Annotated in this window: 16 protein-coding genes, 1 tRNA gene and 1 riboswitch; of the genes, 9 read left to right on the top strand and 8 right to left on the bottom strand. The window is 57.7% G+C overall.

Annotation, left to right across the window (positions count from 1 at the left end):
* Positions 1–10: 10 nt before the first annotated feature.
* Both J2X15_RS18535 and J2X15_RS18530 read left to right on the top strand, forming a co-directional pair.
* Complete coding sequence (locus J2X15_RS18535) at positions 11–4,657, top strand: pilus assembly protein (protein ID WP_310345713.1); 4,647 nt, start codon at positions 11–13, stop codon at positions 4,655–4,657.
* Positions 4,658–4,676: 19 nt separating this feature from the next.
* Positions 4,677–5,099, top strand: a complete 423-nt coding sequence (locus J2X15_RS18530; RefSeq protein ID WP_310345711.1) for a type IV pilin protein — start codon at positions 4,677–4,679, stop codon at positions 5,097–5,099.
* 34 nt (positions 5,100–5,133) lie between these two features.
* On the opposite strand, the gene nrdR is transcribed toward J2X15_RS18530, so the two are convergent.
* From nrdR to J2X15_RS18515, 3 genes are all read right to left on the bottom strand, one after another.
* Complete coding sequence (gene nrdR, locus J2X15_RS18525; RefSeq protein ID WP_310345709.1) at positions 5,134–5,583, bottom strand: transcriptional regulator NrdR; 450 nt, start codon at positions 5,581–5,583, stop codon at positions 5,134–5,136.
* A 99-nt stretch (positions 5,584–5,682) separates the two neighbouring features.
* Entirely contained in the window at positions 5,683–6,927 is a 1,245-nt protein-coding gene (gene glyA / locus J2X15_RS18520; RefSeq protein ID WP_310345707.1) for a serine hydroxymethyltransferase, read from the bottom strand.
* Positions 6,928–6,968: 41 nt separating this feature from the next.
* Positions 6,969–7,097: riboswitch (ZMP/ZTP riboswitch) on the bottom strand.
* An 18-nt stretch (positions 7,098–7,115) separates the two neighbouring features.
* The gene (locus tag J2X15_RS18515; RefSeq protein WP_310345704.1) at positions 7,116–7,934 is read right to left on the bottom strand and encodes a lytic transglycosylase domain-containing protein; all 819 of its coding nucleotides are present in this window, start codon (positions 7,932–7,934) and stop codon (positions 7,116–7,118) included.
* Between the two features lie 880 nt (positions 7,935–8,814).
* Between J2X15_RS18515 and J2X15_RS18510 the strand changes: the two genes are divergently transcribed.
* Positions 8,815–11,547 (top strand): DUF349 domain-containing protein, encoded by a 2,733-nt coding sequence (locus tag J2X15_RS18510; RefSeq protein WP_310345702.1) that lies wholly within the window; start codon positions 8,815–8,817, stop codon positions 11,545–11,547.
* 58 nt (positions 11,548–11,605) lie between these two features.
* Positions 11,606–13,228, top strand: a complete 1,623-nt coding sequence (locus J2X15_RS18505; RefSeq protein WP_409034308.1) for an HD domain-containing phosphohydrolase — start codon at positions 11,606–11,608, stop codon at positions 13,226–13,228.
* On the opposite strand, the gene J2X15_RS18500 is transcribed toward J2X15_RS18505, so the two are convergent.
* Genes J2X15_RS18500 through J2X15_RS18480 form a run of 5 tightly spaced genes read right to left on the bottom strand, consistent with a single transcriptional unit; the run spans position 13,203 to position 17,665 of the window.
* On the bottom strand, positions 13,203–14,006 hold the full coding sequence (locus J2X15_RS18500; RefSeq protein WP_310345697.1) for a UDP-2,3-diacylglucosamine diphosphatase: 804 nt from the start codon (positions 14,004–14,006) through the stop codon (positions 13,203–13,205). The genes J2X15_RS18505 and J2X15_RS18500 overlap by 26 nt on opposite strands.
* A 17-nt stretch (positions 14,007–14,023) precedes the next feature.
* Positions 14,024–14,530, bottom strand: coding sequence for a peptidylprolyl isomerase (locus tag J2X15_RS18495; RefSeq protein ID WP_310345694.1), 507 nt, complete (start codon positions 14,528–14,530; stop codon positions 14,024–14,026).
* Between the two features lie 3 nt (positions 14,531–14,533).
* Entirely contained in the window at positions 14,534–15,181 is a 648-nt protein-coding gene (locus tag J2X15_RS18490) for a peptidylprolyl isomerase (protein ID WP_310345944.1), read from the bottom strand.
* Between the two features lie 50 nt (positions 15,182–15,231).
* Entirely contained in the window at positions 15,232–16,515 is a 1,284-nt protein-coding gene (locus J2X15_RS18485) for a L,D-transpeptidase family protein (RefSeq protein WP_310345692.1), read from the bottom strand.
* A gap of 28 nt (positions 16,516–16,543) precedes the next feature.
* Positions 16,544–17,665, bottom strand: a complete 1,122-nt coding sequence (locus tag J2X15_RS18480; RefSeq protein ID WP_310345690.1) for a nuclear transport factor 2 family protein — start codon at positions 17,663–17,665, stop codon at positions 16,544–16,546.
* A gap of 224 nt (positions 17,666–17,889) precedes the next feature.
* Between J2X15_RS18480 and cysS the strand changes: the two genes are divergently transcribed.
* From cysS to J2X15_RS18455, 5 genes are all read left to right on the top strand, one after another.
* On the top strand, positions 17,890–19,269 hold the full coding sequence (gene cysS, locus J2X15_RS18475) for a cysteine--tRNA ligase (protein WP_310345687.1): 1,380 nt from the start codon (positions 17,890–17,892) through the stop codon (positions 19,267–19,269).
* Entirely contained in the window at positions 19,269–19,919 is a 651-nt protein-coding gene (locus tag J2X15_RS18470; RefSeq protein WP_310345682.1) for a DNA-3-methyladenine glycosylase family protein, read from the top strand. Before cysS ends, J2X15_RS18470 begins: the two co-directional genes overlap by 1 nt.
* A gap of 13 nt (positions 19,920–19,932) precedes the next feature.
* Positions 19,933–20,910, top strand: a complete 978-nt coding sequence (locus tag J2X15_RS18465) for an acetyl-CoA carboxylase carboxyltransferase subunit alpha (RefSeq protein WP_310345680.1) — start codon at positions 19,933–19,935, stop codon at positions 20,908–20,910.
* Positions 20,911–20,940: 30 nt separating this feature from the next.
* Complete coding sequence (tilS, locus tag J2X15_RS18460; RefSeq protein ID WP_310345678.1) at positions 20,941–21,915, top strand: tRNA lysidine(34) synthetase TilS; 975 nt, start codon at positions 20,941–20,943, stop codon at positions 21,913–21,915.
* Between the two features lie 67 nt (positions 21,916–21,982).
* Positions 21,983–22,075: transfer RNA gene (locus J2X15_RS18455), tRNA-Ser, on the top strand.
* Positions 22,076–22,681: the final 606 nt, after the last annotated feature.

Here is a 22,681-nt window from a genome sequence, read left to right as displayed (position 1 = left end):
AGGTGTTGTTATGAACAAGCCGTTTGAAAAAACAGCGTCAGGTATTTTCTTTGTGAATTTGTTAAAGCGATATATGCTTGCTTTGCAAATTCTTTTTGCTGCTCAGTTAATTTTTTGTGCGTCGGCTTGGGCTCAAACGACGGTCGCACTTTCCCAAGTTCCTTTGCTGGCCTTGAAAAGTGCACCTGGATTGGTCATGCTAACAATGAGCAGAGATCACAGACTGTTTTATTCTGCTTATACGGATAATAGTGATTTGAACGCCGACGGAGTCATTGACGTTGGATTCAATCCCGCGATTACATACTATGGCTACTTTGTCCCCACTCGATGCTATGCATATGACGCTACAAATAAGAGGTTCAGTCCAAAATCTGTAGCAAGCAATACCAACGGCTGTTTTTCGGCGCCTAGTTCGGCTCGATGGCATGGAAATTGGCTAAACTGGTTGACGACATCGCGAATGGATGCCCTGCGGCGCGTCCTATATGGTGGATATCGTTCTATAGATGCTTCGACTGTTGGGGGGGTGACGGTGTTGCAGGGTACGCCGGTTCCTGCCGATAGCCATGTTTGGGGGAAGGAATTTAGACCACCTACAACTGCTGGCAATACTAGCACCGGTCCAGATACTTACGATATTAGCTATTACACGAGCTTAGCGGCTCCCACAGCGGGTAAGCAACACGTGTTTATGGTCAAAAGTGACCCGATACCAACTCCTGCAACAGTCACCCATGCGAATTTGTTGCTTCCGCCACCTACATTTCGTATCGTGCAAAATGTGGATCGCACTACGGCTCGTGTGTGGAACTGGGTCTCCAACGAACAGCCGGTAGGTCCAGACACTTTTGCCGGAACAACCACAACTAATAATGGAGTTAACAGATTTAGTATTGCAGTTGAAGCTTGTGTTGACTTGGGGGGAGGGGTGGGGCGTGAATCAGAATGTCAAAGCTATACCACCGGTGGGAGTACCTACTGGAAGCCCAAGGGAGTTTTGCATGACTACGCCACAAGTGATAGTCTCAAGTTTGGATTAATGACGGGTTCATACCTCAATAATTACTCGGGTGGCGTTCTTCGCAAAGATATAGGTACGTTTAACGATGAAGTTGATGCTAAGGGTGTATATAAACCCTCTGTGAAAGGCATTGTTTATACTATTAATAATATTCAGAATTATGGATTTTATAATAGTGACTATACGTGTGGATATTTTTATGCTAGTCTGAGGAATCAGGGGTCTTGCCATATGTGGGGGGCTCCAGTGGCAGAAATGATGTATGAGGGGTTAAGGTACTTTAACGCAGGTACTACATCTTTCGTTGTGCCCACCTCGGCCTATATTAATGGTGTTGCTGCGGCTGCAAGCCCTGATTCGCAATTGGAATTGCCTACTTTGACAAGCTGGGCTAATCCATTTCGACCAAAAGCATCTGGTGGAAATCCAATTTGCTCGCGCCCAGTACAAATGGTGATTGCAGACCCTTTGACGTCTTTTGATACGGATCAATTGCCTGGGGCGGAAGCAAAATTTTCGACTACGTCAGGTGGTGCAGCGCCATTGACTAGTGCAGATAAAACAATTGTGGGCCTCAATGTTGTGACACAAGCTGATGCAATTTGGCAATCAGAATTTGGCAGCACAACTAAGAAGTTCTTTATCGGACAGTCGGGTTCCGTTGCGGATGGCAATCCTACTGCGAAATCAGTAACTAGCTTTTCCAATATTCGTGGACATGCACCAGATGAGACGTTATCTCACGGTGGCTATTTTGCTGCCAGCGTAGCAAAATTTGGGAAAGAGACGGGTATCAGTGCTGGTCCTGGAGGTGGCGTTCCGGCCACCAATGTGACGGTTGATACTATTAGTATCGCGTTGGGAAGTGTTGTGCCTCCCATCGAACTTAGTTACCTTGGTAACAAAATTTCAATAGTACCGGTGCTGAAAACCATTTCCGGCGGTGGTGTAAATGCCTTTGATGGAACTGGCCCCGGTCCTGCTCCATACCAAGAAACCGGTGCTATTACAGGTTTTTTTGTAGATCAAATGGCTAATACTACAACGGCCAATATTAACAATGCAGTTAACTCCGGATATCCATATCTTCGTTTCATGGTTAGTTTTTCCAATGCAGGGCAGGGTACTGACAATGATATGGATGAAAAGGCATTCTATATATTGAGAATTGATCCTATAACAAAAAAACCTAAGGTGGAAATTGATCTTTTCTACGATGGTGCGGGGCGCATATCAACTCTTGGATATGTGATTTCTGGAACCACTGCGGATGGTTTGTATCAAGAAGTCGTCAAAGCTGGTGCAGCAGCTACTGACATTAATTATTTGGATACTCTTGCTAATCAAGTACCTGCGCCTAGCAGTTATCCATACCGCCACAATACAGTTCGATTGCCCGTTGGTGTATCCAACTTGGCCTCGACCGGTGCCGTACCACAAGCATCACGCGAGTTTACTTTTGGAGCCTCTTCTTCTACCCTCGGGTCCTATGTCCCGCATGATCCACTGTGGTATGCCGCAAAATATGGTGGTCCGAGGGATCCGGCTACTGGTGACCCCATCAATTACTTCAGGGTAACAAATGCCTCCACTTTACCTGGACAAATGGGGAAGGCATTCCGATCTGCTGCTGCTATTGCTGCCGTGGCGAGTACTAGCGTTGTGGGGGTCGGTCAGCGCAGTTTGGGAAGTGCTGCAATTTACCAAGCGAACTATGATTCGCTGACATGGACATCTCGCTTGTATGCATTTAGCGTGTTGGCCTCGGGAGTCGTTTCGAATTCGACATTATGGGAGGTTTCCTCGAAAATCGGTGTTCCTGCTACTCGAACTAAATTGTTTCTAGGTCAAGGGGGTAATTCGACTCCATTGCCTTTGACTTCAGGTAATTATTCATCACTTAGTGCGGCAGAACAAACAGATTTTGGTAACGCGACGATTTATGAGTATCTGCTAGGCGATAAGAGCAATGAGGAGCGGAAAGGCTTAGCGGGGACGTTCAGAAATCGAGGCACCACTGCACAAAATGATGCTGGATCTGTTTTGGGGGATATTGTAAATTCTGACCCTCAAATTATCAGCAAGAAGAACTATGGTTATTCATTGGGAGATGCCACTTACTCTAGTTTTCTTGCTACTATAACTACGGAGTCACTAGCTGTTTCTGCAAATGACGGTTTTTTCCATATTTTTGACGCCGCGCCAACTACGGCAGGAGGCGGGGAGCTGCTGGGCTTTATGCCTCAGGCGGCTAGGGGGAGTATTAAGGATTTGGCTACACCTGCATATAGTCACAGATTCATTCTTGATGGTTCTATCGGACTCGGACATGCGAAGCTTGGATCCTTGATAAGCGGTTGCGAGGCGACCACGCAATGGTGTTCCGTTGCGGTTGCAGCGGGTGGTGCGGGTGCTCAAACTGTTTTTGCTGTCAATACAACTTCTCAAACTTACTCTGCAAGCAGCGTCCTTTGGGAAATAAATTCAAATACTACATTGCCCACTGCGGGAACCTTGGGAAATGTAATGGGGCGGCCAGTCATCGGTAAGCTCAATAGCGGAACTTGGGTGGCGATTTTTGGTAATGGCTATAACAGCACTGTTGGAACTGCGAATTTGTTCGTGGTAAATCTTGCTACAGGGGCAATTATTAAAGAAATTCCCACAAATAATGCAATTTTGAATAATGGTTTGGGTAGTACCGAAATTGTATTGAAAAGCACTGGAAATAAGGACACGATAGAGTATGTGTATAGCGCTGATTACAAAGGAAATATTTGGCGATTTGATCTTTCTGGCGTAACTTCGCTGACTGCTGGTTGGCCGGCGAATGCTGCTCTTGTCTATACAACTCCAACGGGCAGACCTATCACGGCTGAAATTAAGATTGGTGATGCTACGGGAGCTCCTGCACTTCTTGGCAGCAAGATGATTTATTTTGGCACCGGAAGCTATCTGAACTCGTCTGATCCATTGGTCACGAGTCCACGTCAAGCACTCTATGGCATCTATGATGATCTTCTGTGGACTTTGAATACATCACCGTCTGTTGCTGAATCTACTCTGGTAGTGCAATCGCTAACTATGACTGCCAGTACTGACGATGTAAGGACCACATCAACTAGTTCCACGCCGTGGTACTTACAATCCGGAAAAAAAGGTTGGGTCCTTCCCTTGTCTGGAACCAACGTCGTTGCAGGGGAGCGTGTTATTGCCCCACCAGTTCGCTACACAGTAGCTGGAAAGGTGGACTCCTTTCTATTCACTTCTATTGTCCCAGGCATTGATGATTGTGTCGCGGGTGTAGATGCTTGGATTACCGGAGTTGATGCAATGACAGGAAACAAAGCAATTATTTTTGATGGCTTGGCATCAAATTCGGTCAAGGTTGTGGGAGGCTCGCCTCGTGGGGTGTTTGTGCTCCAAGATGGAGGAGACCCCGCTTTGTATATTAGCCAAACGGTCTTTAGCACTACTACTCCTACAACAACATATACAACTAGTGTAGGTGGCCAGCAAACTGTTTGTATTAATGGTGTTTGTGGGACAACTCAAGTTATTGGTATCAAGTTAACTAAATCAATAGTTGGAGCAACCGCTGGTTCACGCCAAGTTTGGCGTCAGCTTAAGTAATATATTTTCTGGAAATTGTATGAATCGACTCAATAAAAATGGTGGCTTTACCCTCATAGAATTGATGGTTACTGTTGCCATTATAGGAATATTGAGTGCTATAGCCCTTCCTGCTTACACTCAGTACATACAACGAGGTTATCGAGGCCATGCAAAAACCGTGCTACTTAATGCGGCTCAGTTTATGGAGCGTTATAAATCTATTAATTTTAAATATGTAGATGGGGCATCCAATCCACCGACTTTGCCGTCAAATTTGCAGGTATCCCCTGATCAAGGTGCGCCGCGTTACAATATAAGCGTGACGGCCGATGCCACCTCTTACACAGTGACTGCTACGCCCACCGGGTGGACCGACGGCTTGTGCGGGAACTTGACCTTGACGAATCTTGGAGATAAAGGGCAAACGTCTGGTACAACTGCGGATTGTTGGAATAAATAATTGCTACCCGGCAAATTATTCATTCGCCCGACAGTTACCGGCTCACCTCATCCACCAACGTCTTGAACTCATCAATATCCTCAAAGCTCCGGTACACGCTGGCAAAGCGTACATAGGCCACTTTGTCCAGTTTCTTGAGCTCCCGCATGACGAGTTCGCCGATGCGGGTGGACTGGACTTCGCGCAGGCCCAGGTTGAGGAGTTTTTCTTCAATGCGCTCGATGGCGCTGTCAATTTGCTCGGTGCTCACAGGCCGCTTGCGCAGGGCCAAGTTCATGGAGGCGAGCAGTTTGGCGCGTTCAAACTCGATGCGGCGGCCGTCTTTCTTGACGATGGCCGGAAAGTTTACGTCTGGGCGCTCATAGGTGGTGAAGCGCTTTTCGCACGATCCGCACTGGCGGCGGCGGCGGATGAAGTCCCCGTCTTCAGAAATTCGAGTCTCCACGACCTGAGTTTCAGAGTGACTGCAAAAGGGGCATTTCATGGGCTGTGGTGTTCAATTAAGTGCCATATATGGCTCTAGCCCTTATGAAACAAGCGCAAGCAGCTATCAAAATGGTAGTGCTTGCGCTTGCCATTGGGCTTAGCGGTAAACCGGGAAGCGCGAGGTCAGGGCATGCACCTTGGCGCGCACCGCTGCAATGTTGGCCTCATCGCGCGGGTTGTCCAGCACATCGGCGATCAGGTTGGCCGTGGCGCGGGCTTCCTCGTCCTTGAAACCGCGGGTAGTCATGGCGGGGGTGCCAATACGCACGCCGCTGGTGACCATGGGCTTCTCGGGGTCGTTAGGGATGGCGTTCTTGTTGATGGTCATGTGGGCGGCGCCCAGCACGGCCTCGGCTTCCTTGCCGGTAATGCCCTTGGCGCGTAGGTCCACCAGCATGACATGGCTGTCGGTGCCACCGCTGACGATGCGCAGACCGCGTGCGGTCAGTGTTTCGGCCACGATTTTGGCGTTGCGCGCCACTTGCTGTTGGTAGGCCTTGAACTCGGGCGCCAGCGCTTCCTTAAACGCAACGGCCTTGGCGGCGATCACGTGCATCAGCGGGCCACCTTGTAGGCCGGGGAAGATAGCGCTGTTGATGGCCTTTTCGTGCTCAGCCTTCATCAGAATGATGCCGCCACGGGGGCCGCGCAGGCTCTTGTGGGTGGTGGAGGTCACCACGTCGGCGTGGGGCACCGGGTTGGGGTACACGCCGGCAGCAATCAGGCCCGCGTAATGGGCCATGTCCACCATGAAGATGGCGCCAACATCCTTGGCCACTTTGGCGAAACGCTCAAAGTCGATAGCCAGGGAATAGGCAGAAGCGCCAGCGATGATCAGCTTGGGCTTGGTTTCATGGGCCTTACGCTCCATAGCGTCGTAGTCGATGGCTTCATTGGCGTCCAGGCCGTAGCTCACCACGTTGAACCACTTGCCGCTCATGTTCAGGGCCATGCCGTGGGTCAGGTGGCCGCCTTCGGCCAGGCTCATGCCCATGATGGTGTCGCCAGGCTTCAGGAAGGCCAGGAAAACGGCTTCGTTGGCCGATGCGCCGCAATGGGGCTGCACGTTGGCGGCTTCGGCGCCAAAAATCTGCTTGATGCGGTCAATGGCCAGTTGCTCGGCCACGTCCACATGTTCGCAGCCACCGTAGTAGCGGCGGCCGGGGTAGCCTTCGGCGTATTTGTTGGTCAACTGGCTGCCTTGGGCGGCCATGACGGCGGGGGAGGCGTAGTTTTCGCTGGCGATCAGCTCAATGTGGTGTTCCTGGCGTGCGTTCTCGGCCAAGATGGCAGCCCACAATTCGGGGTCGGCTTGTTCAACGAGGATGTTGCGGTCGTACATGGCAGTCCTAAAAGACAAAGGGCCTGTGGGTCTGAAAGACACAGGGCTGCCCAGGCGAACGGCTGATCACAAGCCCGAGAAGGTGTTGCGGCACGCTTCCCAGTGGTGTCCCACGTCAGCGCCGATGATCCGGCTGGATCAGGCGCCTATCGCCAGTTGCGTGCAATGCGGAGTTTACCCGACTCGGCTCAGGAGTTGGCGAGGCTGGCCACGTTTTCCACGGTGGCGGGAGTGGCCGTAGAGGGTGTTTGCAGCTTGACGGGCACAGGCATGGGCGATGCCATGGGCGCAGCGCGGCCAGAGGCGACCAATTGCAGGCGGGCATGTTCTGCCAACACCTTGGCGCTGTAGCCGCCGTCTTCTTCCATGTTGCCTGCGCCGACATAGAACTTCAGGCCACCTTCCACGGAGCCGGCGCGGGCGATGCACTCTTGCAGCACCTTCACGCCCACGCGCAGGTTGGACACGGGATCAAAGGCGGCCATCTTGCCGCCGAAGCTCTCATACTTGTCGCTGTGGACCTTGGTCATGACCTGCATCAGGCCCTGAGCCCCCACGTGGCTTTGGGCGAACGGGTTGAAACCGGATTCAATGGCCATGACGGCCAGGATCAAGGTGGGGTCCATCTTGGTCCGCTGGCCGGTTTCATAGGCCTCGGCCACCAAAGCACTCAGAGGCTCGGGTGCTATGCCGTACTTGCGGCTGAGCCAGAAGGCCACGGCCGCCTGTTGCTTGGGCAAGCCTTGCGGGTTCGTCGCAGTGGCCCTGTCCACCGCTTCGGGCTCGGTGACCAGACCGGTCTCGACCACGTGGCGGTTTTGCAGCCAGCCCATGAGCTGAACTTCTCCGGCTTGGCGGATTTCGGGTTTTGCCGTCAGGGTGATAACGGCAAACATGACGGCCAAGCCCAGCAGGGCGAAGCCGTTGTGTGTGATTTCGAAGAAACCTTGGGCAATGTCTGTCGCAACGATGCGCAGGCCCTTGGTGAATTGTTGAGTCGCTGTCATAGCTCTTCCTTCTTAGGCGGGGGCCGGCACCTTGGCGCTGCTATTCAGCGGGGCGGTTCGACACCTCGTTTGGGTTGGTACGCTATCAATATCCTGCGGCGTCGTCTCGACATGTGCAGCGATTTGAATATGCCGGGTTCGGCAGCGGGGCGGGTAATCCCTAGTCAAAACTGGGAATGGGCGGATTCTAGGGGGCTTTTATATACATAGTCAACAATAACAAATCGATTCTTTATATTTATGGTGATTTGAAGAGGGCGTTTTGGGAGGTAAAACAGCCAAAACCCGGGCAAATAGAGTGCGGGCCTCAATCCCTCCAATCGGACCCTCAAGATCCATTGAAAGATCGATTTGCATCCCGCCGTGACCATGACTAGAGTGGGGCGGTCTGCAGTTGCAGGCGAATTACCGGCAGTAGCCAGTCCGTGCTGAAGGCACCGTGATAAAGCGGCCCCGGTAACTTCAAAGGAGGCAATCTATTGCTTCTAGACCGCTTGGGACGCCATACTCCCTTGCGGCAACCCCGGATGGCATGGACCTGTGGTCAGCCATCGAGCCCGGCACCTGTCTGTGAAGACTGGTGTCGGGCTTTCTTGTTTTTGCGCAGTGTCTTCTGGGGGAATCGCACAGTCCCTCTATATAGATAGAGCAGATGCTGTCGCTCTCCTGTAGACGCGTTCGTTCACTATGCTATTCATTTGATAGCTGCTTGCGCAATGAATACGGGGGCTAGGGCCTTATTTTCTTCAAAAATGAGGCGCCAACAGAGGTCAGCTTGCCACACCGCTTGCGGGGCATATCAAAAACATCGATAGGGGCTTCATTTCGCGGCGAAAATAGCCGGTTGCGCATTTGCATTCAACCTATTCCCGAGCCCACTGTGACGTCGCCCACCTCTGCCAAACACACCGATATTGCCCACCTAGATAGCCTGACCGGGGGCGCCTTCACTGCGGCCACGTCGGGCGAGCGCGCATCCCGCATTCGGGAGTGGTTGTTGGGCAACCCAGCGGCCGAACAGCTGTCCGAAGTGTTCAAGGAACTCAGCATCAAGGACAAGGGCGCTGCCAAACTGGTGCGCGAAAAACTCGACGAAGCCCGCCGCTCCAAGGGGCAAGAGGCCCTAGCCGCCGAGTGGGCCGCCCGCGCCCAGGCGCTGATTGACACGGCCAAGCTCAATATTGCCGATGCCTTGGCCTGGCAGCGCGATGCCGCCAAAGCCGGTGCCCCCCTGAGCAAAGAGCCGCTCGCCACTCTCAAAACCCAACTCGCCGAGCGTGTGCGTGGCATTGAAGACCTGCAGCACCAGGTGCAGGTGCAGCGCGAGGCCGCCGTGTTGTTGGCCCAGCGCATTGAAGTGCTGTCGACCAAACCTTGGGGCGATGCCCAAGCCGCGCTGGATGCCTTGCGCGCCGATGTGGAGCATTGGCAAACCCAGGCTACTGCGCTGGTGGCGCATGTTAGTTGGGCCAGTGTGGACCTGAAGTTCCCGCCGCTGCTGGACGCTTCCCGCGGCCAACTGTTGGTGGTGTGGGACGCATTCCAGGCTGCTTTGAACCTAGCCGTGGCCGCTGCGGCCGACGCCAGCGCACCCCTGCCGCCCGTGCCCGTGTGGGCCGATGAGTTGCGCATCGCGCGCGGCGTGCCTGCTGAAGCACCGCCCAAGCAGGCCAAACCCAAGATTGATCCCGAAGTGCGTGCCCAAGCCAGCGCCGCCGTGCGTGCTGCGTTGACTACGCTGGAGCTGGAAGTGGCCGAAGGCCATGGCAAGGCCAGCGCCGGTGCGGCCAACGCGCTGCGCAATGCGCTTAAAGAATTTGGCAAAGTCATCGACGGCAAGCTGGAAAACCAGGCCCATGCCGCGCTGGCTGCCGCCGGTGAACTGGAAGGCTGGCAGCGTTGGCGCGCCGACCAGATCCGCGAGGAACTGGTCACCAAGGCCGAAGGCCTGTTGAAACGCCCAGAAGGCCAAGCCATCGGCGGACGCAAGATGCAGGAAACCCTGCGCACCCTGCGCGACCAGTGGAAGCAAACCGACCAAGGCGGCGTGCCCAACCACGCGCTGTGGAAGCGTTTTGACGAAGCCTGCAACGAGGCCTACAAGGTGGTGGAGGGCTGGCTGGAGAAGGTGAAGGCCGAATCCGCCGAGCACAAAGCCCAGCGCCTGGCCCTGATTGCCGAGGTCAACGCCTGGGCCGAAGCCAACCGTACCGCACTGGACGATGACTGGAAGGGCTTCAACCGCATCCTGCACCAGTTCGGCGACCGCTGGCGCGAAGGCGGACACGTGGGCGAAAAGGTGTTTGCCGAGCTGCAGCCCCTGTGGAAAGCCGCCATTGCCAACGCCGCCGCCCCGCTGGAAGCCCTGCAGGCCCAAAGCCTGGCGGCCCGCCACGCCATGATCGAAGAAGCCAAGGTGCTGGGCGATGCTCCAGTACTGCGCATTGACGCGGTCAAGGCGCTGCAACAGCGCTGGCAAGCCCAAGCCCATGCGGTGCCAATTGACCGCCGCCAGGAGCAAAAGCTGTGGGATGCCTTCCGCAAACCGATCGACGACGCGTTCAACCGCAAGACCACCGAGCGTGAAAAGGCAGAAACCGCTTTGGGCGCGCGTGACCGCATGGTGTTGGACGCGGCCAAGGCATTGGAGGCTGCCAATGCCTCCGGCGACGCCCAAGCCATTCGTGCCGCCATGGCCGCACTAGAAGCCGCTTTGCAAGGCCAAGCCCAGGCGCAAGCTGACGTGACCGCGGCCGGTGTGCAGGAGCAGGCGGCCCAGTCCGCCGCTGCTGAGGCACCCAATATGCCTGTAGCCCCCGTGCAATCTGCGCCAGCAGCTCCTGAATCTGTAGCAGATGCTGCTGAGACTGACGTTGCAGCCGAAGACGCCGCGCCGCCGGAAGCCCCTGCGGCGCCCGCAGCGCCAGCCAAACCGGCTCCCAAGCCGGTGGTCGCCGTGCGTGGCGATGATCGGCCTGGCATGAAAAAAGAAGCGCCTGCCGCGCCCGGTGGCCGTGGTGGCAAATTTGGCGACCGCAAGGATGCCGGTGCCGGTCGTGGTGGCCGTGATGGTGCCGCAGCACCTTGGGGTGAACGTGGCCCACGCCGTGATGACCGAGGCGATCGTGGTGACCGCGGCTTTGCGCCAGCCGCGCCGCGCCTGGGCGATACCGCCTTCCGTGCCCAACGTGACGCGCTGGAACATGCTCAATTGGCCCTGAAAAAACTGGCTGCCCAGGCCCACGGCGAGGCGTTGACCCAGTTGCTAACCGCTTGGGAAAAGCGCGATGCCAGCCTCTTGCCACCTGCGCAGGAGCTGGGCAACCGCGCTGCCGCCCAAAACCGCCCGGTGTGGGTGAAGGCCGTGGAAGGCAGTGCCAAGCCGCAAGCCGCCCAGTCATTGCTGCGCCTGGAAATGGCCGCCGAAGTACCCACGCCCGCCGAGCACCTGGATGCCCGCCGTGGCCTGCAGTTGCAATTGCTGACGCGCCGCAACGATCCGGCCCCTGCCCAAACCTGGGGCCAGGATACTGCCGCCGTGCTGGCGGGTGAATTTAACGCGGCCGATGCCCGCCGTTTGCAGAGTGCGCTGAAAGTGTTGCTCAAGCGCTAAGCGGCGTGGAACAATGGCGCTGCCAGCGAGGGAGGGCGTTTTGACCAAGGGGGAAACTGTGGACTCAGTGGACGACCTGCTGCGCAGGCTGGAGCAACTCAACGCCATCGGGACGGCCCTCTCCAAAGAGCGTGACATCACGCGCTTGCTGGAGAGCATCCTGGTGGCGGCCAAGACGATCACCCACGCGGACGGCGGCACGCTGTACCGCATGACCGATGACCAGCAGGCCTTGCGGTTCGAGATTTTGCGGACCGATTCCCTGCACATCGCCATGGGCGGAACGTCCGGTAACCCCATCAATTTCCCCAATCTGCCGCTGCGTGACGCAGAGGGTAAGCACAATGATTCCCTGGTGGCCGCCTACGCGGCGCTGAACAACCAGACCGTCAACATCGCCGACGCCTATACCGAGGCCAATTTCGACTTCTCGGGCACGCGTCTGTTTGACGAGCGCACGGGCTACCGCTCGCAGTCCTTCCTGGCCGTGCCCATGAAGGACCACGAAGGCGACGTGATCGGGGTACTGCAGCTCATCAACGCCAAACACCCGCAAACCGGCGAGGTGGTTTCTTTCTCCAGTGCGGACCAGAGTCTGGCCGAGTCCCTGGCTTCGCAGGCGGCCATAGCCATCACCAACCGCAACCTGATGACGCAGTTGGAGGCACTGTTCGAGTCCTTCATCAGCCTGATCAACCTGGCCATTGACGAGAAATCACACTACACCGGGGGCCACTGCCAGCGCGTGCCGGCGCTGACCATGATGCTGGCCGAGGCTGTGAATGCCACTCAGGGCGGGCCGCTGGCCGATTTCACGATGGACGACCGCGACCGTTACGAGCTCAAGATCGCGGGGCTGTTGCACGACTGCGGCAAGGTCACCACGCCCGTGCACGTGGTGGACAAGGCCACCAAACTGCAAACCCTGTTTGACCGGATGCAGCTGGTGGACACGCGCTTTGAAGTGCTGAAGCGTGACCTGGAAATTACCGCGTTGCGCGAACAACTGGCTTTGCGCGAGGTACGGGATGCCACCGCTGAGGCAGACGTCATGTCCACCGCCCGCACGGCCATTGACGCACTGAATGACGACCGCGAATTTCTGCGCAAGGCCAACCAGGGCGGTGAGTTCATGAAGGATGCCGACATTGAGCGGGTCCGCCAGATTGGTACCGGCGCGCGGTGGCGCAATACCGATGGGGTGGAGTCGGATTTCCTGACGGCTGAAGAGATCGAGAACCTGACGATTCGCGCTGGCACCCTGACGGCCGGCGAGCGCGACATCATCAACTATCACATCGTTGCCACCATCAAGATGCTGGAGCAGTTGCCCTGGCCCAAGCACCTGAAGAATGTACCTGAGTACGCCGGTGGCCACCACGAGCGCATGGACGGCAAGGGCTACCCCAAGGGGCTGACGCGCGAGCAGATGTCGGTGCAAGCCCGGGTCATGGGCATTGCCGATATTTTTGAGGCACTGACCGCGCGGGACCGCCCCTACAAACAGGGCATGAAGTTGTCACAGGCCATGGGCATCATGCACAAGTTCCGCACCGGCGGCCATATTGACCCCGACTTGTTTGACATCTTTGTGCAGGAACAGGTCTACCTGCGCTACGCCCAGCAGTTTCTGGATCCTTGGCAGATTGACGAAGTCAATCCGCAAGCCTGGGTGAACTGATCTCGGGGCTGTCGGGTGGCAGGCGGCTGACCTGTACGCCCGTTTTGGCCTGCGAGGTCCATGACAGGCGAAGTACCTCGGCGCGCGGCGGTACAGCGCGCAAATCCCAATCGCTGAGCACCGTGCGGTCGTGCGTGGCATCCAGCGTGTGAAAACCGGGTTTGTGGGTGTGGCCGTGCAGCAGGTGCGGCGCATTGCCGGCTGCCAGCCATTGCAGCGCCGCGGCTGTGTCCACATCGGCGTACTCGGTTTCCACCCGTTTTTTGGCTTCGCTCTGGCTGCGCAGGTTGCGGGCAATGTCTTGCCGTGTGGACAGAGGTTGACTCAGGAACGTGCGTTGCCATTCCGGGCTGCGCACCTGGGTGCGAAAGACTTGGTAGTCGGTATCGTCCAGGCACAAGGCATCGCCATGGCTCAGTAGCCAGCGCGCCGGGCCGAACTGAAGCACGGTGGGATCGGGGAGCAGGGTGGCGCCGCAGGCTTGCATGAGAGCGTCGCCCATCAGGAAATCGCGGTTACCATGCATGAGGTAGACGGGCAGGCGCCGTGCCGTTTGCAACAACACGCGGCTGCACTCGGCCTCAAAGCTGGAGGCCTGGGTCAGCACATCGTCACCCACCCACACTTCAAACAGATCGCCCAAAATAAAAACCGCATCCGCCGCGGTCTGGCCCAAGTACTGGCGCCAGGCCTCGAAGGTCTGCGGTTCACTGGCCTGCAGGTGCAGGTCAGAAATAAAGTCGACGCGTTGCCAGTGGGATGGTGCGTGCAGTTCCATCCCCCGGCACCTGGTGCTTACAGTGCGACGGCTTTTTCGATGATGACGTCTTCTTTTGGTACGTCGTCATGAAAGCCCTTGCGGCCCGTCTTCACGGCCTTGATCTTGTCGACCACTTCCGTGCCCGAAATCACTTTCCCAAACACGGCGTAGCCCCAGCCCTGGGTAGAGGGCGCAGTGTGGTTCAGGAAGCCGTTGTCGGCAATGTTGATGAAGAACTGGGCCGTGGCGGAGTGGGGATCGCCCGTGCGTGCCATGGCCACGGTGTACACATTGTTCTTGAGGCCGTTGTTGGCTTCATTCTCAATGGGTGCGTCGGTGGACTTCTGGCCCATGCCAGGTTCCATGCCGCCACCTTGCACCATGAAGCCGGGGATGACGCGGTGGAAGATGGTGTTGTTGTAGTGGCCCTTGTTCACATAGGCCAGGAAGTTGGCCGTGGACTTGGGGGCTTTGTCACCGTCCAGTTCCAGCGTGATGACGCCGTAGCCGGTGATGTGGAGTTCGACTTGGGGATTGCTCATGGTTTATTTCGCCACTGTGGCGGAGTTGATGATGATGGGGGTTTGGGGAACGTCGCTGCGGAAAGGTCCGCCTGCGCCGGTAGGAGTCGCCTTGATTTTCATGACCACCTCCATGCCGCTGATGACTTTGCCAAACACGGTGTAGCCGAACAACTGGGGCGAGTTCAGCAGTGCTGCGCGGGGGGTGTCTTTGTACACCTGGCCCTGGTACTCAAAACGGGGAACCGGGTCGCCCGGTGGAATCAGCACCGGGTCCAGGAACGCATTGTCCTGCACATTGATGAAAAATTGTGCGGTGGCGGATTGGGGGTCATTGGTGCGGGCCATGGCCAGCGTGCCCAGCACGTTGCGCGGGCCACCTTTGGCCAAAGCATCCCGGCCTTCATGCGCCACGGGCGCACGGGTGGGGCGCTCGTTGTATTTGGTGTCGTAGCCGCCGCCCTGCACCATGAAGTTGGGGATGACGCGGTGAAAAATTGTGCCGTTGTAGTGCTTGTCTTTCACGTACTGCAGGAAGTTTTCCACTGTCTTCGGTGCCTTGTCGGCATACAACTCCACCACAAACTCCCCAGCCGATGTCTGGAACTTCACGCGCGGCAGCTCGTCTGCCAGTGCCATGGCCGGCAGCAAAAGCGTGGCGCACACGGCCATGGCGGCGCGGCGCGCGGGCACCGAGGCAAGTACAGAGCTGAACAGTCCCACTACAAGACTCCTTCGAAGAATATTTTCCAATGGTTACCCTGGCGTATCCAGTACTGGCGCTTGGTCCAGCCCACGCGCACCCCATCGGCAACTTCGCCAAAGGTGGCCACCATGGTGTCGGCACTGTCTGTCCACCGCAGGTAGGACACGTCCTTGAGCTGGATGGTACGGCCCTGCATTTTGTCCATCTCGGAGCGCAGAGTGGGCGTCCATTGCGCCAGCGACTTGCCATTGCTGGAAAAGTCTGAGGTGTAGAAGGACAGTACCTGGTTGATGTCGCCGGAGGTCTTGGCATTGCGCCAGGCCAGCAGGGCGTCTTCAAACGGTTTGGCCTCGCCGCGCGAGCTGTTGGGCGACGCCCATTGCAGCTGGGGCGAAATCACCACAGGCGTGGAGCGCACCTCTACTGTACGGATGATGTGGTCCAGATCGGGATTGGCCAGCACCACGCAGCCGTCAGTGGCCAAGGGCGGGCGCGAGAACTGGTTGGGTGGTGTGCCATGCAGCCAAATGCCGCCACCGGTCTTGCCACGCTTGGTGTCCAGAATGTTGGGGTAGTTGATGGGCAGGGCGCCGGAGCCATAAAACTCCTTGAGCGACTTGCGGTCCAGATTGCTGGTGATGTAGTAGATGCCCAGCGGCGTACGCTGGTCACCCTCTGCGGTTTTGGACGTCCCGGCCTTGCCCACCGAGATGTAGTAGTCCGCCACCAAATTCAGGCCCGACGCGGTGTTTTCAAACAGGTACAAGCGCGAGCGTGAAGCATCCACCGCAATCGCATGCTTGGTGCGCTGGGACAGTTGCAAAAACTGGGTGGGCACCATGCCGGCAGTCGGGCGCTCCTTCAGAGCCCGCACGCGGCGCAGAGACTCTTCGCGCAGTTCGCCCAGGGTACCGGAGGCTTCGCGTGCCATAGCCTCGGGTACATCGCCCACCATGGCCAGCGGACGGGTGCGCGCAGCCAGCAGGTCCCCATACACCAATTGGGCCAGCTGAAAGTGCGGCAGGTCTTGTGCCAAGTGCTCCGCTTTGGCCAGCGCCTCGCGGTTCTGGCCCTTGCCAATCAGGGTGTAGACCTCGATCAAGCGGGCCTCGGCCACGCCGTCGGAGTCCGAGGGCTGCTGCGTGACCGGGGCGGGCGCAGGGCTGGGTTTGGCTGCGCGCTTTGCTGCAAACGCCAAGCTGCTGCCCAGGCAGAAAGCGAGCACCACCGCTACGGTGCGTAGCGTGGCCTGCAAAGAGAAGTCCGGAGAATGGCGCAAGGTCTGGGGGGAGCAAAGCATGGTGAACACAAACTGCAGTCGCTGGGACTCAGTTGACCACCGACTCCCGCACGATGACCCAGCGTTCACCGGCCTTGACCAAGTCCAGCGCCTTGCGACTGGATACGGCCAGTTCATTGGCCTTGTAGTCCTGGCGGAACTTGGCTACTGCTTTGTTGCCATTGACGGAGATATTCAGGTTTTCCAGTTTCACGCTGATTTTGGACTTGCTGGTGATGCGCTGGCGGCGCTCTTCTTCCCAGGCGCTGCGGTTGGCGTTGCCGGGTGGGTCAAACTCTTTGCCATACGAGGCTAGATAGCCTTTCACGTCTTTGGACGCCCAGGCATGGGCCCATGCGCGCACCGCCGCTTCTACTTCCTTGTTGCCGTTGGCGGCCACATGGGCGGGCGCGGCAGCCGGTTGTGGTGTGGGCGTAGGGGCCGGTGTGGCCGCTACTGTTGGTGCTGCCGCAACGGGCGGCGCAGTCACCGCAGGTGGTGTGGCAACTGCCACAGTGGCGGCGGGTGCTGGTGCAGTGGCCAAAGTGGGGGGCGCCTTGACTGGGGCCTGGGCTGGCAAGGTTGGCGGGGCTTTGGCAGGGGGCGCCGTAGCAACCACGGCAGCGCTGGGCACTGCCGGCACAGGGGAGGGGAGCGTTGCGGCGGCCGTGGGGCGCTGGCCCTTGGCGGCGGGGTTGAACAGCTCGCGAATCAGGGCCAGCTTGGGTGCCACGGCGGTGTTGGAGGCGTCGAGCTGCAGCGCTTTGCCATAGGCCTGGCTGGCCAGCTTGGCATACACGTCGCCCAGGTTTTCATGGGCGGTGGTGTAGCTGGGGTTGGTGCGGATGGCCATTTCCAGCGCCGTGCGGGCCTTGTCAAACTGGCTCTGGCCAGCGTATAGCACGGCCAAGTTGTTATAGGGCTCGGGCAGCTCGGGATAGTCTTCGGTCAGGCGGGTAAAGGTGGCGATGGCGTCGCTGGTTTTGCCCGAATCGCGCTGGATCACACCCTTGAGAAAGCGCATTTGTGGATCACGTGGCTTGGTCGCCAGGTACTGGTCGGCCTTGGTGAGGGCATCGGCCAGCTTGCCATTGCGCACCAGTTGGGACACGTCCGCATATTCATCCGCATGGGCTACCGACAGCATCATGGAGACCGCAAGGGCTGCCATTCGGAGTGATGAGAATACGAGAGAGGGGGCGTGCTTCATATTGCCTTTGGATTTCTGCGCGGGTGATGGCCCTCTGGCCGGGGCTTTATACTGCGTTGCATTGTAGCTGAGGGGTAGCCTGTCTCTCCCCGGCAAATACCCCGGATTCACCCCGCGCGAGCCCCGCAACCCGCACCCGAGTTGCCATGGGCTCGCTGCTTTTGTGTGTTGGTTTTGAGATACCCATGAGTTTGCGCATTTACAACACGCTATCGCGTGAGTTGGAAACGTTTTCACCGATCGAGGCGGGGCATGTGCGCATGTACGTCTGCGGCATGACCATCTACGACCTGTGCCATATCGGCCATGCCCGGATGATGATGGCCTTCGACGTGGTGCAGCGCTGGCTTAAGAGCAGTGGCTACCGTGTGACCTATGTGCGCAACATCACCGATATCGACGACAAGATCATCAAGCGCGCGCTGGAGCGTGGCATCACCATCCGCCAGCTCACCGATGAAATGATTGCCGCCATGCACGCTGACATTGGCGCGCTGGGCATTGAGCCCCCCACTTTGGAGCCACGCGCCACCGAATACGTGCCGCAGATGCTGTCACTGATTGGGCGGTTGGAGGACAAGGGCCTGGCCTACCGCGCCAGCAATGGTGATGTGAATTACTCGGTGCGCAAGTTTGTCGGCTACGGCAAGCTCTCGGGCAAATCGCTGGACGAACTGCGGGCCGGGGAGCGAGTGGCCGTACTGGACGGCAAAGAAGATCCCTTGGACTTTGTGCTGTGGAAGGCCGCCAAGCCTGAAGAACCGGCCGATGCCAAGTGGGACAGCGCGTTTGGTGCAGGCCGCCCTGGTTGGCACATCGAGTGCTCTGCTATGTGCGGCACGACGCTGGGCGAAACCTTCGACATCCATGGCGGTGGGGCTGATCTGCAGTTTCCTCACCACGAAAACGAGATTGCCCAGAGCGAAGGCGCCAATGGCAAGCCGCTGGCGGCCTTCTGGGTACACAACGGCTTTGTGCGGGTGGACAACGAGAAGATGTCCAAGAGTCTGGGTAATTTTTTCACCATCCGCGAGGTCTTGGCCAAGTACGACGTGGAGACCGTGCGTTTCTTCCTGGTGCGTACCCATTACCGTACGGCGCTGAATTACAGCGATGCGCACCTGAACGACGCCCACGCCGCGTTGCGCCGTCTGTACACCGCATTGGATCTCGTGGCGCCCCAGCTGCCAGCAGCGATCGATTGGTCTGAGCCGTTTGCGGCACGGTTCAAGGCCGGTATGGACGAGGATTTCGGCACGCCCGAGGCCGTGGCCGTGCTGTTTGACTTGGCGACTGAGGTAAACCGTAGCAAATCCCCTGCGTTGGCCGGGCAGTTGAAAGCCTTGGGCGCTTGCTTGGGTCTGTTGCAAGCGGACCCTAAAGCGTTTTTGCAAGCGGGTGCGTCCTTGGGTGATACCGCTATCCAGGCCTTGATTGCCCAGCGTGCTGCCGCCAAGGCCGCCAAAGATTTTGCCCTGGCTGACACCATCCGCAAGGATTTGCTGGCCCAGGGCATCGTGCTGAAAGACTCGGCCGCGGGCACGACTTGGGAAGCCGCGCAGTAATGGCTACATCTATTAAGCCCGCAGAGACGGTAGCCATTCCCTATTTTTGGGAAGAGGCCTGCAAGCACCTGATGAAAAAAGACCGGGTGATGAAGCGCCTGATTCCCCAGTTTGGCGATGCCTGCCTGCAAACCCGGGGCGATGCCTTCGTGACCCTGGCGCGCAGCATTGTGGGTCAGCAGATCTCGGTCAAATCCGCCCAGACCGTGTGGGACCGCTTTGCACTGCTGCCGCGCAAGATGACCCCGGCCAATGTGCTCAAACTCAAGGTGGATGACATGCGCGCCGCGGGCTTGAGCGTGCGCAAAGTCGAATATTTGGTGGACCTGGCCCTGCACTTTGACAATGGAGCCCTGCACGTCAAGGACTGGGACGGCATGGGCGATGAGGAAATCATCGCGGAACTGGTGGCTATCCGCGGCATTGGCCGCTGGACGGCGGAGATGTTCCTGATCTTCCACCTGATGCGGCCCAATGTGCTGCCGCTGGACGATGACGGCCTGATTCAGGGCATTAGCAAGAACTATTTTTCGGACGATGTAGTGAGCCGCAGCGATGCGCGCGAGGTGGCTGCCGCCTGGGCGCCGTACTGCAGCGTGGCAACTTGGTATATTTGGCGGTCTCTCGACCCCCTACCGGTCGCGTACTAGAAGGAGAACCGCGTTGGCTAAAAAGACATTTCTCGACTTTGAACAACCCATTGCCGAGCTGGAAGGCAAGATCGAAGAGTTGCGCTATGTGCAAAACGAGTCTGCGGTGGACATTTCCGCCGAGATCGACCAACTCAGCAAGAAGAGCCAGCAGCTCACCAAAGACATTTACAGTGATTTGACCCCTTGGCAAATCACCAAGATCGCGCGCCATGCCGAGCGTCCCTACACGCTGGACTACGTCAACGACATCTTCACGCACTTCGTGGAACTGCACGGTGACCGCCACTTTGCCGACGACCTGAGCATCGTAGGCGGCTTGGCCCGCTTCAACGGCACACCGTGTATGGTGATTGGCCAGCAAAAAGGTCGTGATACCAAGGAACGCGGCCTGCGCAACTTCGGCATGAGCAAGCCCGAGGGCTACCGCAAGGCGCTGCGACTCATGAAGCTGGCCGAGAAGTTCAAGCTGCCGGTGTTTACCTTTGTGGATACCCCCGGTGCCTACCCCGGTATTGACGCCGAAGAACGCGGCCAGTCGGAGGCCATTGGCCGCAACATCTTTGAGATGGCGCAACTCGAAGTACCAATCATCACCACCATCATTGGCGAAGGCGGTTCTGGTGGCGCGCTGGCGATTTCGGTGGCTGACCAGGTCATCATGCTGCAGTACTCCATCTATTCGGTCATCAGCCCTGAAGGCTGCGCCTCGATCTTATGGAAGACCTCCGACAAGGCGCAGGACGCTGCCGATGCGCTGGGCATCACCGCCCACCGCCTCAAGGCCCTGGGTCTGGTGGACAAGATCGTCAACGAACCCGTGGGTGGCGCGCACCGCGATACCAAACAGGCCGCGGCCTTCTTGAAGCGCGCACTGGGCGATGCCTACCGCCAGATCAGCGACCTCAAGGTCAAAGAGTTGCTGGACCGCCGCTACGAGCGTCTGCAAAGCTACGGCCGCTTTACCGACACCAAGGCCACTGGCAAATAGGCCGGTTGCACCGGCGACCTGCCGCACGCCATGACCCAGTCACTGGATGCGGCCCTGCGGGCTTTTCAGCCCGCTTTGCCTTTGGGCGTGGCATTCAGCGGTGGTGCGGATTCGACTGCCTTGCTGATCACCTGTGCCGAGCGTTGGCCGGGACAGGTGGTGGCCCTGCATGTCAACCACGGTTTGCAGGCTGCCGCAGCCGACTTTGAAACCCGCTGCGCTGCGCTGTGCGCGCAGCTGGATGTGCCTCTGCGGGTGTTGAAAGTGGATGCCGGGCACGCATCGGGTCAAAGCCCCGAAGATGCAGCCCGCATCGCCCGCTATAAGGCTTTTGGTGCTCTAGCCCGCGTGGAATATGCGCAAGAAGCTATTAAATCAATAGCACTTGCACAGCACGCGGATGACCAGGTGGAGACCCTGTTGCTGGCGCTGAGCCGCGGTGCGGGTTTGCGTGGCCTGAGCGCCATGCCGGCGCAGTGGCAGCGTGACGGCCTGGACTTTTACCGGCCCCTGCTGCAGGTCTCGGCGGCCGACATTCGGGCATGGCTGGCTGAGCGTGGGGCTAGCTTTGTCGAAGACCCGACCAACACCGACCAGCGCTTCACCCGCAACCGCATCCGTGCCCAATTGCTGCCCGCGCTCGAGGCTGCGTTCCCACAGTTTCGGGATACGTTGGCCCGCAGCGCTGCCCACGCGGCCCAAGCTCAGGGGCTGCTGGACGAAATGGCTGCTGCGGATCTACTGACCATCTGTCGTGCGAACGACGGTTTGCCCATGGTGAAGGCTTTGCAGGTGCTGAATGTCGCGCGCCAGGCCAACGCCTTGCGCCATTGGTTGGCCAACGCTTATAGCGTGATTCCGAGCACGGCACAGTTGGCGGAGTTGCAACAGCAGATCCTGGCCTGTACCACGCGCGGTCACCGCATCCACATCAAGGTGGCGCAGGGTTTTGTGGAGCGCAGAGGGCCTGTGTTGGTCTGGTACCCAGCATCAACATCCCGTTGATCGCAACCCAAGCCGCTGTTTGAGGAAAAACGGGTCAGAGTCGTGCGATAATCTCGCCTGACCTTTAGGAGACGTGACCGAGTGGCCGAAGGTGCTCCCCTGCTAAGGGAGTATGGGGTGTAGAGCCTCATCGAGGGTTCGAATCCCTCCGTCTCCGCCAAATATGGAGTTTTCTCCAATGGAAAAGCAGCTTAGGCTGCTTTTTTCATTTGCGCTCCCATGAATTCACCCATGAATCACGAAGAGAAGCGAAGAGAGCTTACGAGAAATAGTGGGCAGGGTCACGCTGAATTTTGGCTGGATTGTTTCCACAACCGAGTTGCGGTGTGGCGCGTTGCCGCGACAGACTGTGGAAAGTAGCGCGAGTGCCAGGCGGCCCCGCCTTCTGAGGCGAAATAGCGCACGCTGTGACCGTGTTCACAGCCAGCCACTGGCGCACATATTGAATTTATGTCACGGATCATCCATAATTGAATCCTGCTGAGCAATTCGGCAATCTTGCTGGCATCAACTGGTGCTGGAAGGCTCGTTTGGAATGCGCGAGCTAAAACTTGCAACAAGTCTGTGGTCATTTATTGGCCACCCGTTCACGGAGCATTTCGTGATGCGTGTCTTCTGGGCTTCTCTAGACGGTAGCAGAAGACGTAGTCTGGGGCGACTGAATCCTTGTCTGTTGATTTCCGTTGAAAACTGATCCACTGGGGGTGCGGACAAAATCTTGGACTACTTGGAGGTAGTTCATGTATTCGTACGAAGACCGAATCCG

The organism is Rhodoferax saidenbachensis (assembly GCF_031457975.1).
Taxonomy (GTDB): domain Bacteria; phylum Pseudomonadota; class Gammaproteobacteria; order Burkholderiales; family Burkholderiaceae_C; genus Allorhodoferax; species Allorhodoferax saidenbachensis_A.
This window is presented reverse-complemented; position numbering and strand designations above follow the sequence as displayed.

What these genes read in the sequence shown, in the direction of transcription:
- J2X15_RS18535 (WP_310345713.1), top strand. Translation starts at nt 11, where the DNA reads ATGAACAAGCCGTTTGAAAAAACAGCGTCAGGTATTTTCTTTGTGAAT.
- J2X15_RS18530 (WP_310345711.1), top strand. Translation starts at nt 4,677, where the DNA reads ATGAATCGACTCAATAAAAATGGTGGCTTTACCCTCATAGAATTGATG.
- nrdR (WP_310345709.1), bottom strand. Translation starts at nt 5,583, where the DNA reads ATGAAATGCCCCTTTTGCAGTCACTCTGAAACTCAGGTCGTGGAGACT.
- glyA (WP_310345707.1), bottom strand. Translation starts at nt 6,927, where the DNA reads ATGTACGACCGCAACATCCTCGTTGAACAAGCCGACCCCGAATTGTGG.
- J2X15_RS18515 (WP_310345704.1), bottom strand. Translation starts at nt 7,934, where the DNA reads ATGACAGCGACTCAACAATTCACCAAGGGCCTGCGCATCGTTGCGACA.
- J2X15_RS18500 (WP_310345697.1), bottom strand. Translation starts at nt 14,006, where the DNA reads ATGGAACTGCACGCACCATCCCACTGGCAACGCGTCGACTTTATTTCT.
- J2X15_RS18495 (WP_310345694.1), bottom strand. Translation starts at nt 14,530, where the DNA reads ATGAGCAATCCCCAAGTCGAACTCCACATCACCGGCTACGGCGTCATC.
- J2X15_RS18490 (WP_310345944.1), bottom strand. Translation starts at nt 15,181, where the DNA reads ATGGCCGTGTGCGCCACGCTTTTGCTGCCGGCCATGGCACTGGCAGAC.
- J2X15_RS18485 (WP_310345692.1), bottom strand. Translation starts at nt 16,515, where the DNA reads ATGCTTTGCTCCCCCCAGACCTTGCGCCATTCTCCGGACTTCTCTTTG.
- J2X15_RS18480 (WP_310345690.1), bottom strand. Translation starts at nt 17,665, where the DNA reads ATGGCAGCCCTTGCGGTCTCCATGATGCTGTCGGTAGCCCATGCGGAT.
- cysS (WP_310345687.1), top strand. Translation starts at nt 17,890, where the DNA reads ATGAGTTTGCGCATTTACAACACGCTATCGCGTGAGTTGGAAACGTTT.
- J2X15_RS18470 (WP_310345682.1), top strand. Translation starts at nt 19,269, where the DNA reads ATGGCTACATCTATTAAGCCCGCAGAGACGGTAGCCATTCCCTATTTT.
- tilS (WP_310345678.1), top strand. Translation starts at nt 20,941, where the DNA reads ATGACCCAGTCACTGGATGCGGCCCTGCGGGCTTTTCAGCCCGCTTTG.